This window comes from Enterobacter sp. V87_3, assembly GCF_029967835.1.
In the GTDB taxonomy this organism is placed as follows: Bacteria; Pseudomonadota; Gammaproteobacteria; order Enterobacterales; family Enterobacteriaceae; genus Enterobacter; species Enterobacter cancerogenus.
On the sequence record NZ_JASCAM010000024.1, the window covers coordinates 23,581 to 38,230 of the forward strand.

The 14,650-nt window shown below is 56.9% G+C and carries 11 protein-coding genes; 10 read left to right on the plus strand and 1 reads right to left on the minus strand.

Going from position 1 to position 14,650, the window contains the following annotated elements:
- The first annotated feature begins 83 nt into the window (after positions 1-83).
- The 8 genes from csrD to tldD all read left to right on the plus strand — a co-directional run bounded on the left by csrD (position 84) and on the right by tldD (position 12,349).
- Positions 84-2,024: an RNase E specificity factor CsrD gene (gene csrD / locus QLG21_RS12760; protein ID WP_088208426.1), complete on the plus strand. Its 1,941-nt coding sequence runs from the start codon at positions 84-86 to the stop codon at positions 2,022-2,024.
- A gap of 279 nt (positions 2,025-2,303) precedes the next feature.
- Positions 2,304-3,347, plus strand: coding sequence for a rod shape-determining protein MreB (gene mreB / locus QLG21_RS12765; protein WP_000913396.1), 1,044 nt, complete (start codon positions 2,304-2,306; stop codon positions 3,345-3,347).
- Between the two features lie 62 nt (positions 3,348-3,409).
- Complete coding sequence (mreC, locus tag QLG21_RS12770) at positions 3,410-4,426, plus strand: rod shape-determining protein MreC (RefSeq protein ID WP_006178851.1); 1,017 nt, start codon at positions 3,410-3,412, stop codon at positions 4,424-4,426.
- Positions 4,426-4,914: a rod shape-determining protein MreD gene (gene mreD, locus QLG21_RS12775; RefSeq protein WP_006178850.1), complete on the plus strand. Its 489-nt coding sequence runs from the start codon at positions 4,426-4,428 to the stop codon at positions 4,912-4,914. The genes mreC and mreD overlap by 1 nt, the downstream gene beginning before the upstream one ends.
- Before the next feature lie 9 nt (positions 4,915-4,923).
- Positions 4,924-5,517, plus strand: coding sequence for a Maf family protein (locus tag QLG21_RS12780; RefSeq protein WP_006178849.1), 594 nt, complete (start codon positions 4,924-4,926; stop codon positions 5,515-5,517).
- Positions 5,507-6,976 (plus strand): ribonuclease G, encoded by a 1,470-nt coding sequence (gene rng / locus QLG21_RS12785; protein WP_006178848.1) that lies wholly within the window; start codon positions 5,507-5,509, stop codon positions 6,974-6,976. The genes QLG21_RS12780 and rng overlap by 11 nt, the downstream gene beginning before the upstream one ends.
- Before the next feature lie 43 nt (positions 6,977-7,019).
- Complete coding sequence (yhdP, locus tag QLG21_RS12790; RefSeq protein ID WP_282484550.1) at positions 7,020-10,820, plus strand: AsmA2 domain-containing protein YhdP; 3,801 nt, start codon at positions 7,020-7,022, stop codon at positions 10,818-10,820.
- Positions 10,821-10,903: 83 nt separating this feature from the next.
- On the plus strand, positions 10,904-12,349 hold the full coding sequence (gene tldD, locus QLG21_RS12795) for a metalloprotease TldD (RefSeq protein ID WP_282484551.1): 1,446 nt from the start codon (positions 10,904-10,906) through the stop codon (positions 12,347-12,349).
- 48 nt (positions 12,350-12,397) lie between these two features.
- On the opposite strand, the gene aaeR is transcribed toward tldD, so the two are convergent.
- Positions 12,398-13,324, minus strand: coding sequence for an HTH-type transcriptional activator AaeR (aaeR, locus tag QLG21_RS12800; protein ID WP_042322147.1), 927 nt, complete (start codon positions 13,322-13,324; stop codon positions 12,398-12,400).
- Positions 13,325-13,503: 179 nt separating this feature from the next.
- Between aaeR and aaeX the strand changes: the two genes are divergently transcribed.
- Complete coding sequence (gene aaeX / locus QLG21_RS12805; protein WP_003860416.1) at positions 13,504-13,707, plus strand: p-hydroxybenzoic acid efflux pump operon protein AaeX; 204 nt, start codon at positions 13,504-13,506, stop codon at positions 13,705-13,707.
- A gap of 7 nt (positions 13,708-13,714) precedes the next feature.
- Positions 13,715-14,647: a p-hydroxybenzoic acid efflux pump subunit AaeA gene (gene aaeA, locus QLG21_RS12810; RefSeq protein WP_042322362.1), complete on the plus strand. Its 933-nt coding sequence runs from the start codon at positions 13,715-13,717 to the stop codon at positions 14,645-14,647.
- Positions 14,648-14,650 lie beyond the last annotated feature (3 nt).

The following is a 14,650-nucleotide window of genomic DNA, read 5'->3' on the forward strand; positions in this document are numbered from 1 at the left end:
GGCCAGGTTTGGTAGTATGTCGCATCTCAAATGCAAGTTAGCGCTTACTCGCTATTCCATCAACCCACGGAGTAATCTCAAGGATGCGATTAACCACGAAATTTTCAGCGTTTATCACGCTGCTGACGGGGCTCACCATCTTCGTCACGCTGATTGGCTGTTCCCTGAGCTTTTACAATGCCATTCAGGATAAGCTGGTCAATCGCGTTCAGTCGGTGGCATCGGTCATTGATACCCGTCTGATTACCACCTCGCTCCCGGCGCTGTCGCGCGAGCTGGACGAGCTGATGGTGCCGGTAGATATTGTTCAGATCGATATCACCCAGGGCAAAAAAACGGTTTTTAGCCATGCCCGACAAACAAGCTATCGGCCTGCCGGCACGGTGAATCAGTACCGGGAGGTCGCGGTTAATTCGCTCAAACATCCCGGCATGACCATCAGGATGGTCTATCTGGACCCGATGTCCAATTACTTCCGCTCGTTGATGACCACCGCGCCGCTGACCATGGCCGTTGGCTTTATCGTGGTGTTGATTTTTCTCGCCGTGCGCTGGCTGCGTCGTCAGCTCTCGGGCCAGGAGCTGCTGGAGAACCGTTCGGTACGAATACTGAACGGCGAACGTGGTCCGCAGGTGCGCGGTTCGGTCTATGAATGGCCGACACGCACCAGCAGCGCGCTGGACGTTCTGCTGTCTGAAATTCAGTTCGCCAGCGATCAGCGTAGCCGCATGGATACCTTGATCCGCTCCTACGCCGCGCAGGATAACAAAACGGGCCTGAATAACCGTCTCTTCTTTGATAATCAGCTGGCCACGCTGCTGGATGATGCCGAAAAGGTGGGGGCGCACGGGGTGGTGATGATGATCCGCCTGCCTGATTTCGATCTGCTGCGCGATACCTGGGGCCGCCGCGTGGCGGAAGAGAATCTCTTTACGCTCATCAACCTGCTCTCAACGTTTATCATGCGCTACCCGGGTTCGCTTCTGGCGCGCTATCACCGCAGTGATTTCGCCGTGTTGCTCCCCCATCGCACGCTGAAAGAGTCAGAGAGTATTGCCAGCCAACTGCTGAAAGCCGTCGATGCCTTGCCGCAAAGCAAGTTGTTCGACAGAGACGATATGGTGCACATTGGCATCTGCGCATGGCGCGGCGGGCAGGCAACCGAACAGGTGATGGAGCATGCGGAAGCGGCAACCCGCAATGCGGTCCTGCAGGGGGCGAACGGCTGGGCGATTTATGATGATTCGCTGCCGGAAAAGGGGCGCGGCAACGTGCGCTGGCGTACGCTGATCGAGCAGATGTTAAGTCGCGGCGGGCCGCGCATTTACCAAAAACCGGCGGTTATGAAAAATGGCCTGGTTCATCATCGCGAGCTGATGTGCCGTATTTTTGACGGCACGGAAGAGGTCATCTCCGCCGAATACCTGCCGATGGTGCTGCAGTTTGGCCTGTCCGAAGAGTACGACCGCCAGCAAATCTCCCGCCTGATCCCGTTCCTGTCGTTCTGGCCCGAGGAAAACCTGGCATTACAGGTCACCGTTGAGTCACTGATTCGCCCGCGTTTTCAGCGCTGGCTACGCGATACGTTAATGCAATGCGAAAAATCGCAACGTAAACGCATTATTTTTGAACTTGCAGAGGCAGATGTAGGTCAACACATCAGCCGGTTACGTCCTGTGGTACGGTTAATCAATGCGCTTGGTGCTCGCGTCGCGGTGACGCAGGCGGGCCTGACGCTGGTCAGTACCAGCTGGATCAAGGAGCTGGGTGCCGAGCTACTGAAGCTGCATCCGGGGCTGGTAAGGAATATTGAAAAACGCACGGAAAACCAGCTGCTGGTACAGAGCCTGGTGGAAGCGTGTAAGGGAACACAAACACAGGTATTTGCCGCTGGCGTGCGCTCGCGGGGTGAATGGCAGATGTTGACAGAGCGCGGGGTTGCAGGTGGTCAGGGTGATTTTTTTGCCGCCTCTCAGCCGCTTGACACCAATGTGAAAAAATATTTGCAAAGATACTCTGTTTGACCTGCCGTTTAATCAGTTTTCACGTAGAATATCGCGCCTGTAGCTTTGAGTATGACGAGCAGAAGCCAGTGAACGACCTTTAACGGGTTACAAATGCAAGTGAGGACGCTACTGTTTACTCAGCCCTGAGGGATTCAGGGGATGAATTTGTAACAAAGGAAACGTACTGCACTAATTTTCACCGTAGCTGACGATTTTTGCGCCTTGTCGCTGCTACGTGTGGTTGGTAAAGTAAGCGGATTTTGTATTCCGCCCCAGCTTTCAGGATTATCCCTTAGTATGTTGAAAAAATTTCGTGGCATGTTTTCAAATGACCTGTCCATTGACCTGGGTACCGCGAATACCCTTATTTATGTAAAAGGACAAGGCATCGTACTGAATGAGCCTTCCGTTGTGGCCATTCGTCAGGATCGTGCCGGCTCGCCAAAAAGCGTAGCTGCAGTCGGTCATGATGCGAAGCAAATGCTGGGCCGTACCCCAGGCAACATCGCCGCGATCCGCCCAATGAAAGACGGCGTTATTGCTGACTTCTTCGTGACTGAGAAAATGCTTCAGCACTTCATCAAGCAGGTTCACAGCAACAGCTTCATGCGTCCAAGCCCGCGTGTTCTGGTGTGTGTGCCGGTTGGCGCAACCCAGGTAGAACGTCGCGCAATCCGTGAATCCGCTCAGGGTGCAGGCGCGCGTGAAGTGTTCCTGATTGAAGAACCTATGGCGGCAGCTATCGGTGCAGGCCTGCCGGTTTCTGAAGCGACCGGTTCCATGGTTGTGGATATCGGTGGCGGTACCACTGAAGTGGCCGTGATCTCCCTGAACGGTGTGGTGTACTCCTCTTCCGTGCGTATCGGGGGCGACCGTTTCGACGAAGCCATTATTAATTATGTGCGCCGTAACTACGGTTCCCTGATCGGTGAAGCCACCGCAGAACGTATCAAACACGAAATCGGTTCTGCTTACCCAGGCGATGAAGTGCGTGAGATCGAAGTGCGCGGTCGTAACCTGGCAGAAGGCGTTCCACGTGGCTTTACCCTGAACTCCAACGAAATCCTCGAAGCGCTGCAAGAGCCGCTGACCGGTATCGTGAGCGCGGTGATGGTTGCGCTGGAACAGTGCCCACCAGAACTGGCGTCTGATATCTCCGAGCGCGGTATGGTGCTGACCGGTGGTGGTGCGCTGCTGCGTAACCTCGACCGCCTGTTGATGGAAGAGACAGGTATTCCTGTCGTAGTTGCAGAAGATCCACTGACTTGCGTCGCCCGTGGTGGTGGCAAGGCGCTGGAAATGATCGACATGCACGGCGGCGACTTGTTCAGCGAAGAGTAGTCGGGTGTGAAAGGGTAGCAAATGGCTACCCTTTCTCTCTGACGCGAGAAGACGCATAGCCTATGAAGCCAATTTTTAGCCGTGGCCCATCGCTACAGTTTCGCCTTATCCTGGCGGTGCTGGTTGCGCTTGGGGTCATTATTGCCGATAGCCGCCTCGGTACGTTCAGCCAGATCAGAACGTACATGGATACCGCCGTCAGTCCTTTCTACTTTATATCAAATGGTCCCCGTGAATTACTCGACTCCGTTTCGCAAACGCTGTCTTCGCGTGACCAACTCGAACTCGAAAACCGGGCGTTACGCCAGGAACTGCTGCTGAAAAACAGCGAGCTGTTAATGCTGGGTCAATATAAGCAGGAAAACGCGCGACTGCGTGAACTGCTTGGCTCGCCGCTGCGTCAGGATGAGCAGAAAATGGTCACCCAGGTGATCTCAACCGTCAACGATCCTTACAGCGATCAGGTTGTTATCGATAAAGGTAGTGTTAACGGCGTCTATGAAGGTCAGCCGGTCATCAGCGATAAGGGCGTTGTCGGCCAGGTGGTGGCGGTTGCTAAATTGACCAGCCGCGTGCTGCTCATTTGTGATGCTACCCATGCGCTGCCGATTCAGGTGCTGCGTAATGATATCCGCGTGATCGCGGCCGGTAACGGCTGCACGGACGATCTGCAGCTTGAACATCTACCTGCCAATACGGATATCCGTGTGGGCGACGTGCTGGTGACATCAGGTCTCGGCGGTCGTTTCCCTGAGGGCTATCCGGTTGCGGTGGTCTCCTCCGTGAGGCTTGATACGCAACGTGCCTACACCGTGATTCAGGCGCGTCCAACGGCCGGGTTACAGCGTCTGCGCTATCTGCTGCTGCTGTGGGGGGCCGATCGTAACGGATCAAATCCGATGACGCCGGAAGAGGTGCACCGCGTGGCGAATGAGCGTCTTATGCAGATGATGCCGCAGGTTCTCCCTTCGCCGGATTCGATGGGGCCGCCTGCGCCCGTCCCGGCTCCTGCAACGGGCTTAACGCAGCCGCTGCCGGACGCACCGCCACCGCCTCAGCGCTCGTCGGGAGGGCAGTAGTGGCAAGCTATCGTAGCCAGGGACGCTGGGTTATCTGGCTCTCATTTCTTATCGCACTGCTGTTGCAGATTATGCCCTGGCCGGACGACATCCTCGTTTTCCGGCCTAACTGGGTATTGCTCATTCTGCTCTACTGGATCCTGGCCCTGCCGCACCGCGTAAATGTCGGCACGGGTTTTGTGATGGGTGCCATACTGGATCTCATTAGCGGCTCTACGCTTGGCGTGCGTGCCTTATCCATGAGCATTATCGCGTATCTCGTCGCGCTTAAATTCCAGCTTTTTCGTAATCTCGCGCTCTGGCAACAGGCGCTGGTGGTGATGTTGCTGTCGCTCGCTGCGGATGTTGTTGTTTTCTGGGCAGAGTTTTTAGTGATCAACGTCTCTTTCCGACCGGAAGTGTTCTGGAGTAGTGTAGTAAACGGTGTGCTCTGGCCATGGCTGTTCCTGCTGATGCGTAAAATTCGCCAGCAGTTTGCCGTGCAATAAAAGGTTTCTATGACGTCTGTTTATCTTGCTTCTGGTTCACCGCGTCGTCAGGAGTTGCTCACGCAGCTGGGCATCTCCTTCGAGCGCATCGTTACGGGTATCGAAGAGAAACGTGCAGAGGGCGAAAGCGCACAGCAGTACGTTTGCCGCCTGGCGCGAGAAAAAGCGCAGGCTGGTGTGGCGCAAGTGCCGCACGATCTTCCGGTGTTGGGTGCCGATACCATCGTCATCCTGAACGGTGAAGTGCTTGAGAAACCGCACGACGCGGACCATGCGGCGCGCATGCTGCGCAACATGTCCGGGCAAACGCATCAGGTCATGACGGCGGTCGCACTGGCCGACAGTCAGGATGTGCTGGATTGCCTGGTGGTGACGGACGTCACGTTCAGAGTGCTTACCGATGACGAGATCGCCGCCTATATCGCGAGCGGTGAACCGATGGATAAAGCAGGTGCATACGGTATTCAAGGGTTGGGTGGCTGTTTTGTCAGGAAGATTAATGGCAGCTATCACGCCGTAGTCGGCTTACCGCTGGTGGAAACGTATGAGTTGCTGAGCAATTTTAACTCACTGCGTGAGGGAAGGGATAATTATGACGGCTGAATTGTTGGTAAACGTAACGCCCTCGGAAACCCGTGTGGCCTACATTGATGGTGGCATTCTTCAGGAAATTCACATTGAGCGTGAGGCGCGACGCGGAATAGTAGGCAATATCTACAAAGGTCGGGTCAGTCGCGTACTGCCGGGTATGCAGGCGGCTTTTGTAGATATTGGACTCGATAAAGCCGCGTTTCTGCACGCCTCCGACATCATGCCGCACACCGAGTGCGTGGCGGGTGAAGAGCAGAAGCAGTTTGCCGTACGCGATATTTCTGAACTGGTGCGCCAGGGCCAGGACCTGATGGTGCAGGTGGTGAAAGATCCGCTCGGCACTAAAGGCGCGCGTCTGACCACCGACATCACCTTACCTTCCCGCTATCTGGTCTTTATGCCGGGTGCCTCGCACGTCGGGGTGTCGCAGCGTATTGAGAGCGAAAGCGAGCGCGAGCGCCTGAAAAAGGTGGTCAGCGCCTACTGCGACGAGCAGGGTGGGTTTATCATCCGTACCGCAGCGGAAGGGATCAGCGAAGAGGATCTGGCCTCCGATGCGGCCTATCTTAAGCGTGTCTGGACCAAGGTGATGGAGCGTAAAAAACGCAACCAGACCCGTTATCAGCTTTACGGTGAGCTGGCGCTTGCCCAGCGCGTACTGCGTGATTTCGCCGATGCGCAGCTCGACCGCATTCGCGTGGACTCCCGTCTGACCTACGAAGCGCTGCTGGAGTTTACCGCCGAGTACATCCCTGAGATGCCGGGCCTGCTGGAGCACTACACCGGGCGTCAGCCGATTTTCGATCTCTTTGACGTCGAAAACGAAATCCAGCGCGCGCTTGAGCGTAAGGTGGAGCTGAAATCCGGCGGCTATCTGATCATCGATCAGACCGAAGCCATGACCACCGTTGACATCAATACCGGGGCGTTTGTCGGCCATCGCAACCTGGATGACACCATCTTCAACACCAACATCGAAGCGACGCAGGCCATTGCGCGCCAGCTTCGTCTGCGCAATCTGGGCGGCATTATCATCATCGACTTTATCGATATGAATAATGAGGATCACCGCCGCCGCGTGCTGCATTCCCTGGAGCAGGCGCTGAGCAAAGACCGCGTAAAAACCAGCATCAACGGCTTCTCGCAGCTGGGTCTGGTGGAAATGACCCGGAAACGGACCCGTGAAAGCGTGGAACATGTGCTGTGTAACGAGTGTCCTACCTGTCATGGACGCGGCACGGTAAAGACGGTGGAGACCGTCTGCTACGAAATCATGCGTGAAATTGTCCGCGTTCATCATGCCTACGACTCCGACCGTTTTCTGGTCTATGCTTCCCCTTCGGTGGCGGAAGCGCTCAAAGGCGAAGAGTCCCACGCGCTGGCAGAAGTGGAAATTTTTGTCGGCAAGCAGGTCAAAGTGCAAATTGAACCGCTCTACAATCAGGAGCAATTTGACGTAGTCATGATGTAAGGCGCGATGCGCTGCGAGAATAAAGGCTGACAAGGAGAGACGCGTGAGGCGATTGCCGGGGATTTTACTGCTTACAGGGGCAACGCTCGTCGTGATTGTCGCGTTGCTCGTGAGCGGGCTGCGTCTCGTTTTACCGCATCTGGACAGCTGGCGTCCGCAGCTGCTGGCGAAAATCGAATCCTCCACCGGGGTGCCGGTGGATGTCAGCCAGATCAGCGCCAGCTGGCAAAACTTTGGCCCGACGCTGGACGTGCGGGATATCAATGCCAGCCTGAAAGACGGCGGCTACCTCAAAATTAAACGTGTCACCCTGGCGCTGGACGTCTGGCAAAGTTTGCTGCACCTGCGCTGGCAGTTCCGCGATCTCACCTTTTACCAACTTAGGTTCCTGACCAACACGCCGATCAGCAGCGATGGCTCCAGCAAGGGGCTAGAGACCAACCGGTTTAGCGATCTTTTCCTGCGCCAGTTCGATCACTTCGATCTGCGTGACAGTGAGGTGAGCTTCATTACGCTTTCCGGCCAGCGATCGTCGCTGGCGATCCCCCAGCTGACCTGGCTTAATGGCAAAGACCGCCATCGCGCCGAAGGGCAGGTGAGCCTCTCGAGCCTTAACGGGCAGCACGGTGTTATGCAGGTGCGAATGGATCTGCGTGATGACGATGGCTTGTTAAACAACGGCAAAGTGTGGCTGCAGGCTGACGACGTGGATGTCAAGCCGTGGCTGGGCGACTGGATCCAGCAAAATATGCAGCTCGAAACCGCCCGTTTTAGCCTGGAAGGCTGGATGACCCTGACGAAAGGGGAATTTGCCAGCGGGGATATCTGGCTGAAGCAGGGGGGCGCAAGCTGGAAAGATGAAAAACAACCACATCAGCTCTCCGTTGATAACCTCACCGCGCATGTGACCCAGGTGAAAGGGGGCTGGCAATTTGCCATTCCCGATACGCGTATCACCATGGACAGCAAGCCCTGGCCGCGCGGCGCGCTGACGCTCGCCTGGATGCCGGAGCAGGATGTGGGAGGCACGAACAGTAAACGCAGCGATGAGCTGCGCATTCGTGCCAGCAATCTCGATCTGGAGGCGATAGAAGGGCTGCGCTCAATGGCGACGAAGCTCTCTCCGGAACTTGGTGATATCTGGCTGGCAACACAGCCAACGGGAACGGTAGACGCGCTGGCGCTGGACATTCCGCTGCAGGCAACAGAGAAAACCCGATTTCTCGCGTCCTGGACCGGTCTTGCCTGGAAACAGTGGAAACTCTTGCCGGGCGCTGAACATTTCAGCGGTAAGCTGGAAGGCAGCGTGGAAGACGGCAGGCTGACGGCAGAAATGCGCGATGCCAAAATGCCGTACGAAACGGTTTTCCGTGCTCCGCTTGAGATTGAAAAAGGCTCCGCCGTTCTCAACTGGCTGCACAACGATAAAGGCTTTCAGCTGGATGGCCGCCAGATCGATGTAAAAGCCAAAGCGGTGCATGCGCGCGGTGATTTCCGCTATTTGCAGCCTAAAGGCGAAGAGCCATGGCTGGGTATTCTGGCGGGGATCAGCACCGACGATGGCGCGCAGGCCTGGCGTTATTTCCCGGAAAATCTGATGGGCAAAGCGCTGGTGGACTACCTCAGCGGTGCGATCCAGGGCGGCCAGGCAGATAACGCCACGCTGGTTTATGGAGGCAATCCGCATCTCTTCCCGTACAAACACAACGAAGGGCAGTTCCAGGTGCTGGTGCCGTTACACAACGCGACCTTTGCCTTCCAGCCGGACTGGCCTGCGCTGCAAAACCTCAATATCGAACTGAACTTCCTCAATGACGGGCTGTGGATGAAGACGGACAGCGTGGCGCTGGGCGGCGTAACCGCCAGCAACCTGACGGCAAACATCCCGGATTACTCCAAAGAGAAGCTGCTCATTGATGCGGACATCAAGGGGCCCGGCAAGGCGGTTGGCCCCTACTTTGAAGGAACGCCGCTAAAGGAATCGCTGGCGGCAACGCTCGATCAGCTGCAGCTGGATGGCGATGTGAATGCTCGCTTACATCTGGACATCCCGCTTGATGGCGAAATGACGACCGCTAAAGGTGACGTCCGGCTCCAGAACAACAGCCTCTTTATCAAGCCGCTGAACAGCACGCTGACCAACCTCAACGGGCAGTTCAGCTTTGTAAACGGCAACCTCAAGAGCGAGCCGCTCAACGCTACCTGGTTTAACCAGCCGATCAATATCGATTTTTCCACCACCGAGGGTGAGAAAGCCTACCAGGTGGCGGTCAACATGAATGCCAGCTGGCAGCCATCGCGCATGGGCGTGCTGCCCCGGCAGATCGAAAGTGCGGTCGGCGGCGCGGTTGACTGGAGTGGCAAGGTTGGTATCGAGCTGCCTTATCACGCCGGGGCGCGGTATAACGTAGATATCACCGGCGATCTGAAAAACATCAGCAGTCAGTTGCCTGCCCCGCTGGACAAAAAAGCCGGGCAGCCGCTGCCGGTGAAAATCAACGTGGCGGGTGGCCTCAACAGCTTTGACTTAACCGGCAGCGCGGGCGGGACAAACCACTTTAATAGCCGCTGGCTGCTTAACCGCAAGCTAACGCTCGACAGAGCCATATGGACGACGGACAGCCGAAGCACGCCTCCGCTGCCTGAGCAGGCGGGCGTTGAACTGAACCTGCCTCCTCTGGACGGCGCTGAATGGCTGGCCCTGTTCCAGAAAGGCGTGGGACAAAACGCGAACGATGTCGTGCAGATCCCACAGACCATCACCGCGCGCACGCCAGCGCTAACGCTGGGCGGGCAAACGTGGAATAACCTCAGCATCGTTTCGCAACCTGCGGCAAACGGTACGAAGGTTGAGGCGCAGGGACGGGAGATCAACGGCACCCTGACCATGCGAGATCACGCCCCATGGCAGGCGGCGATCCGTTACCTTTATTACAACCCTGCCACGGCGAAGGCAAAAGAGCCGTCTGCGAGCACGCCGCCGCTGAGCAATGCTTCTCGCGTGGATTTCAGCGGCTGGCCCGATCTGCAACTGCGCTGCGCGGAGTGCTGGCTGTGGGGACAAAAATATGGCCGCATCGACGGTGATTTCGCTATTCGCGGGAATACGCTGAGTTTGACCGGCGGCCTGGTGGATACCGGCTTTGGCCGCCTGACGGCGCAGGGCGAGTGGGTGAACAATCCTGGCGGGCAGCGCACCTCGCTGAAGGGCGATATCAAAGGCAATAAGCTGGACGCCGCCGCCAACTTCTTTGGCATCAGCACGCCGCTTCGCGGCTCGTCCTTTGATGTTAACTACGACCTGCACTGGCGCGCGGCACCGTGGACGCCAGACGAGGCCTCTCTGAACGGCATCCTGAAAACCCGCTTCGGTAAGGGCGAAATTGCGGACGTGAGCACCGGCCACGCCGGACAGATTTTGCGCCTGCTGAGCTTCGATGCCCTGCTGCGTAAGCTGCGCTTCGATTTCAGCGACACCTTCAGCGAAGGTTTCTACTATGACTCCATTCGCAGCACAGCGTGGATCAAGGACGGTGTGATGCACACTGACGATACGCTGGTGGATGGTCTCGAAGCAGACATTGCCATGAAAGGCTCGGTAAACCTCGTGCGCCGCGAACTGGATATGGAAGCCGTGGTTGCGCCGGAAATCTCCGCCACCGTGGGCGTCGCGGCGGCCTTTGTGGTGAACCCGATTGTCGGCGCGGCGGTGTTTGCCGCCAGTAAGGTGCTGGGGCCGCTGTGGAGCAAGGTCTCCATTCTGCGCTACCGCATTACCGGCCCGATCGATAAACCGCAGATTAATGAGGTGCTGCGCCAGCCGCGCAAAGATGCACAGCAATGATTTGACGTGGGCGGGTAATTGCCTCACTCTCAATAAATATGAATTTTTTACCGCCCAAGCGGCAACGAACGAGTAGCAATACGATGAGTCTGAACCTGGTAAGTGAACATTTGCTCGCAGCGAACGGCCTGAGCCATCAGGACCTGTTCTCCATTCTTGGTCAACTGACCGAACGCCGTCTCGACTACGGCGATCTCTATTTCCAGTCGAGCTATCACGAATCCTGGGTTTTAGAAGACAGCATCATCAAAGATGGCTCTTATAACATTGACCAGGGCGTTGGTGTGCGCGCCGTCAGCGGCGAGAAAACCGGCTTTGCCTATGCCGACCAGATTAGCCTGGCGGCACTTGAGCAGAGCGCGCAGGCCGCGCGTACTATCGTGCGCGATACCGGCGATGGCCGTGTGAAAACGTTGGGTGAAATTCAGCACTCTGCACTCTATACCAGCCTCGATCCGCTGCAGAGCATGAGCCGTGAAGAGAAACTGGATATTCTGCGCCGCGTGGACAAAGTGGCCCGCGCTGCGGACAAACGCGTGCAGGAAGTCTCTGCCAGCCTGAGCGGCGTATACGAGCTGATCCTCGTCGCAGCGACCGACGGAACGCTGGCTGCCGACGTGCGTCCTCTGGTCCGCCTCTCAATTAGCGTGCAGGTGGAAGACGATGGCAAACGTGAACGCGGCTCCAGCGGCGGCGGCGGTCGTTTTGGCTATGACTGGTTCCTGGGTGACGTCGACGGTGAAGCCCGTGCCGATGCGTGGGCCAAAGAGGCCGTGCGCATGGCAATGGTGAACCTTTCTGCGGTGGCCGCGCCGGCGGGGACCTTCCCGGTCGTGCTGGGTGCTGGCTGGCCGGGCGTACTGCTGCACGAAGCGGTGGGCCACGGTCTGGAAGGCGACTTCAACCGTCGCGGTACGTCGGTATTTAGCGGCCAGATAGGGCAGCTCGTCTCCTCCGAACTGTGCACCGTGGTTGATGACGGTACTATGGTTGACCGTCGTGGCTCTGTGGCTATCGACGACGAAGGAACGCCGGGCCAGTACAACGTGCTTATCGAAAACGGCGTACTGAAAGGTTACATGCAGGACAAGCTCAACGCGCGTCTGATGGGCGTGGCGCCAACGGGTAACGGCCGTCGCGAATCTTACGCGCACCTGCCGATGCCGCGCATGACCAACACCTATATGCTGCCGGGGCAATCCACGCCGCAGGAGATTATCGAATCCGTTGATTACGGTATCTTCGCGCCAAACTTTGGCGGCGGTCAGGTGGATATCACCTCCGGTAAGTTTGTCTTCTCGACCTCAGAAGCTTATCTGATTGAGAAGGGCAAAGTGACCAAAGCGGTGAAAGGCGCGACCCTGATTGGCTCCGGTATTGAAGCCATGCAGCAGATTTCCATGGTCGGTAACGATCTGAAACTCGATAACGGCGTGGGCGTGTGTGGCAAAGAAGGCCAGAGCCTGCCGGTTGGCGTGGGGCAACCTACCCTGAAGGTCGACAGCTTAACGGTGGGCGGCACCGCGTAATTCCCCCGCCCCCTGACCCTCTCCCCACGCGGGAGAGGGTCGGTGAACCTACTCTTTACGTCTTCCCCGCATTCCCTGAAACAGTTCCGCCACGTCCACAAAATACTCGGTCAGATAGTTAATACAGACCTGCACCTTCAGCGGCAACTTATCTTTTTCGGTATACAGCGCGTAGACCGGACGGGGATCGGACTGGTAGCGCGGGAATAAAATCTCCAGCTCGCCGCTGTTGATCTCGTTGATCACCCACATCAACGGGACGTAGGCGATGCCTGCACCCGCCACCAGCCATCGTGAGATGGTCATCGGATCGTTTGTCACGAAACGCCCCACGGGCAGTAGCTTCGTGGAAAGCCCTTCCGGGGCAATCAGTTCAAACTCGTTATCCGGACGCACGCTGTATTCCAGCCAGGAGTGGTTCGTCAAGTCGGCAGGCTTTTCCGGAACGCCGTACTGTGCCAGATAGCTTTTCGAGGCGCAGACCACCATCGGCATGCTGCCCAGGCGGCGGGAGAAGAGGCTGGAATCCTGCAGTGCGCCGACGCGGATCACTACATCCAGCCCGTCTGCGATCAAATCCGGCGCAGGTATGCCGGTCACCAGATTTACGGTTAAACCCGGGTACTCTTTGAGCATATCCGCCGTCATGGCAGCGAGGACATTTTGTGCCATAGTTGAAGAACAACCGATGCGCAGCGTACCGATAGGCGTGTTGTTAAAAGCGTAAAGCTGCTCGTGGACATCCTGCACTTCATGCAGCATCCGGCGGCAGCCCTGGTAGTAAATTTTGCCCGCTTCGGTTAACCCGATGCTCCGGGTGCTGCGGTTGAGCAGCTTGACCTGAAGTTCATCTTCCAGTTTTGACACCGTCTGGCTGATGGACGAGACGCTCATTTGCAGCTGCCTGGCGGCGGCGGTAAAGGAGCCCAGTTCAACCACTTTGGCAAACACCGACATGCGTTTTAAACGTTCCATTGTTCACTCTGGCTTAAAAGTGATTTAGATCACATATTATAGATAACAGCATAACAGTTACGTTAATATATTATTAATTACATAACGGCGTCGCCACTCTCGCCCGGCTTTTCTTGCTCTCCTGCGGCGGCGCACGCTGAAAAATACCGTAGCCTGCACTCTCTCTAATCAAGGTCAACATGAGTCTGTTTCCCGTTATCGTGGTGTTCGGTTTGTCGTTCCCACCGATATTCTTTGAGCTTCTTTTGTCACTGGCGATTTTCTGGCTGGTGCGCAAGGTGCTGGTCCCAACCGGGATCTATGATTTTGTCTGGCACCCTGCACTGTTTAATACGGCGCTGTATTGCTGCCTGTTCTATCTGATATCGCGCATGTTTGTTTGAGGTTGATGTGAAAACGCTAACAAGAAAAATCTCCCGCACTGCCATTACCATGGCGCTGGTTGTCCTGGCGTTCATCGCGATCTTTCGCGCCTGGGTTTATTACACCGAATCACCGTGGACGCGTGACGCGCGTTTCAGCGCGGATGTTGTGGCGATAGCGCCCGACGTCGCCGGGCTGATTACCGCAGTCAACGTCCACGATAACCAACTGGTGAAGAAAGATCAGGTTCTGTTCACTATCGATCAGCCTCGCTACCAGAAAGCATTAGAAGAGGCGGAAGCGGACGTGGCCTATTATCAGGCGCTGGCTTCCGAGAAACGTCGTGAGGCGGGCCGCCGTAACCGACTTGGCGTGCAGGCCATGTCCCGTGAAGAGATCGACCAGTCCAACAACGTGCTGCAAACCGTGCTTCACCAGCTTGCGAAGGCGCAAGCGACGCGCGATCTCGCCCGGCTCGATCTGGAGCGTACGGTGATCCGCGCGCCGTCTGACGGCTGGGTCACCAACCTGAACGTCTACGCCGGGGAGTTTATCACCCGTGGCTCCACCGCGGTGGCGCTGGTGAAACAGAACTCCTTCTACGTTCTGGCCTATATGGAAGAGACGAAGCTGGAAGGCGTGCGTCCGGGTTACCGTGCGGAAATCACGCCGCTTGGCAGCAACCGCGTCTTTAAAGGCACGGTCGACAGCGTGGCCGCAGGCGTCACCAACTCCAGCAGCAGCAATGACACCAAAGGGATGGCGACCGTGGACTCAAACCTTGAGTGGGTCCGTCTGGCGCAGCGTGTACCGGTACGTATTCATCTTGATGAACAGCAGGGCAATCTCTGGCCTGCAGGCACCACGGCCACCGTGGTGATCACCGGCGAAAAAGACCGCGACGCCAGCCAGGACTCGCTCTTCCGTAAAATCGCCCACCGCCTGCGCGAGTTTGGTTAATCG

Bases quoted from the DNA above. Each gene is read 5' to 3' on its own strand.
- tldD (WP_282484551.1), top strand. From the start codon at position 10,904: ATGAGTCTGAACCTGGTAAGTGAACATTTGCTCGCAGCGAACGGCCTG.
- mreC (WP_006178851.1), top strand. From the start codon at position 3,410: ATGAAGCCAATTTTTAGCCGTGGCCCATCGCTACAGTTTCGCCTTATC.
- rng (WP_006178848.1), top strand. From the start codon at position 5,507: ATGACGGCTGAATTGTTGGTAAACGTAACGCCCTCGGAAACCCGTGTG.
- aaeR (WP_042322147.1), bottom strand. From the start codon at position 13,324: ATGGAACGTTTAAAACGCATGTCGGTGTTTGCCAAAGTGGTTGAACTG.
- csrD (WP_088208426.1), top strand. From the start codon at position 84: ATGCGATTAACCACGAAATTTTCAGCGTTTATCACGCTGCTGACGGGG.
- QLG21_RS12780 (WP_006178849.1), top strand. From the start codon at position 4,924: ATGACGTCTGTTTATCTTGCTTCTGGTTCACCGCGTCGTCAGGAGTTG.
- aaeX (WP_003860416.1), top strand. From the start codon at position 13,504: ATGAGTCTGTTTCCCGTTATCGTGGTGTTCGGTTTGTCGTTCCCACCG.
- mreB (WP_000913396.1), top strand. From the start codon at position 2,304: ATGTTGAAAAAATTTCGTGGCATGTTTTCAAATGACCTGTCCATTGAC.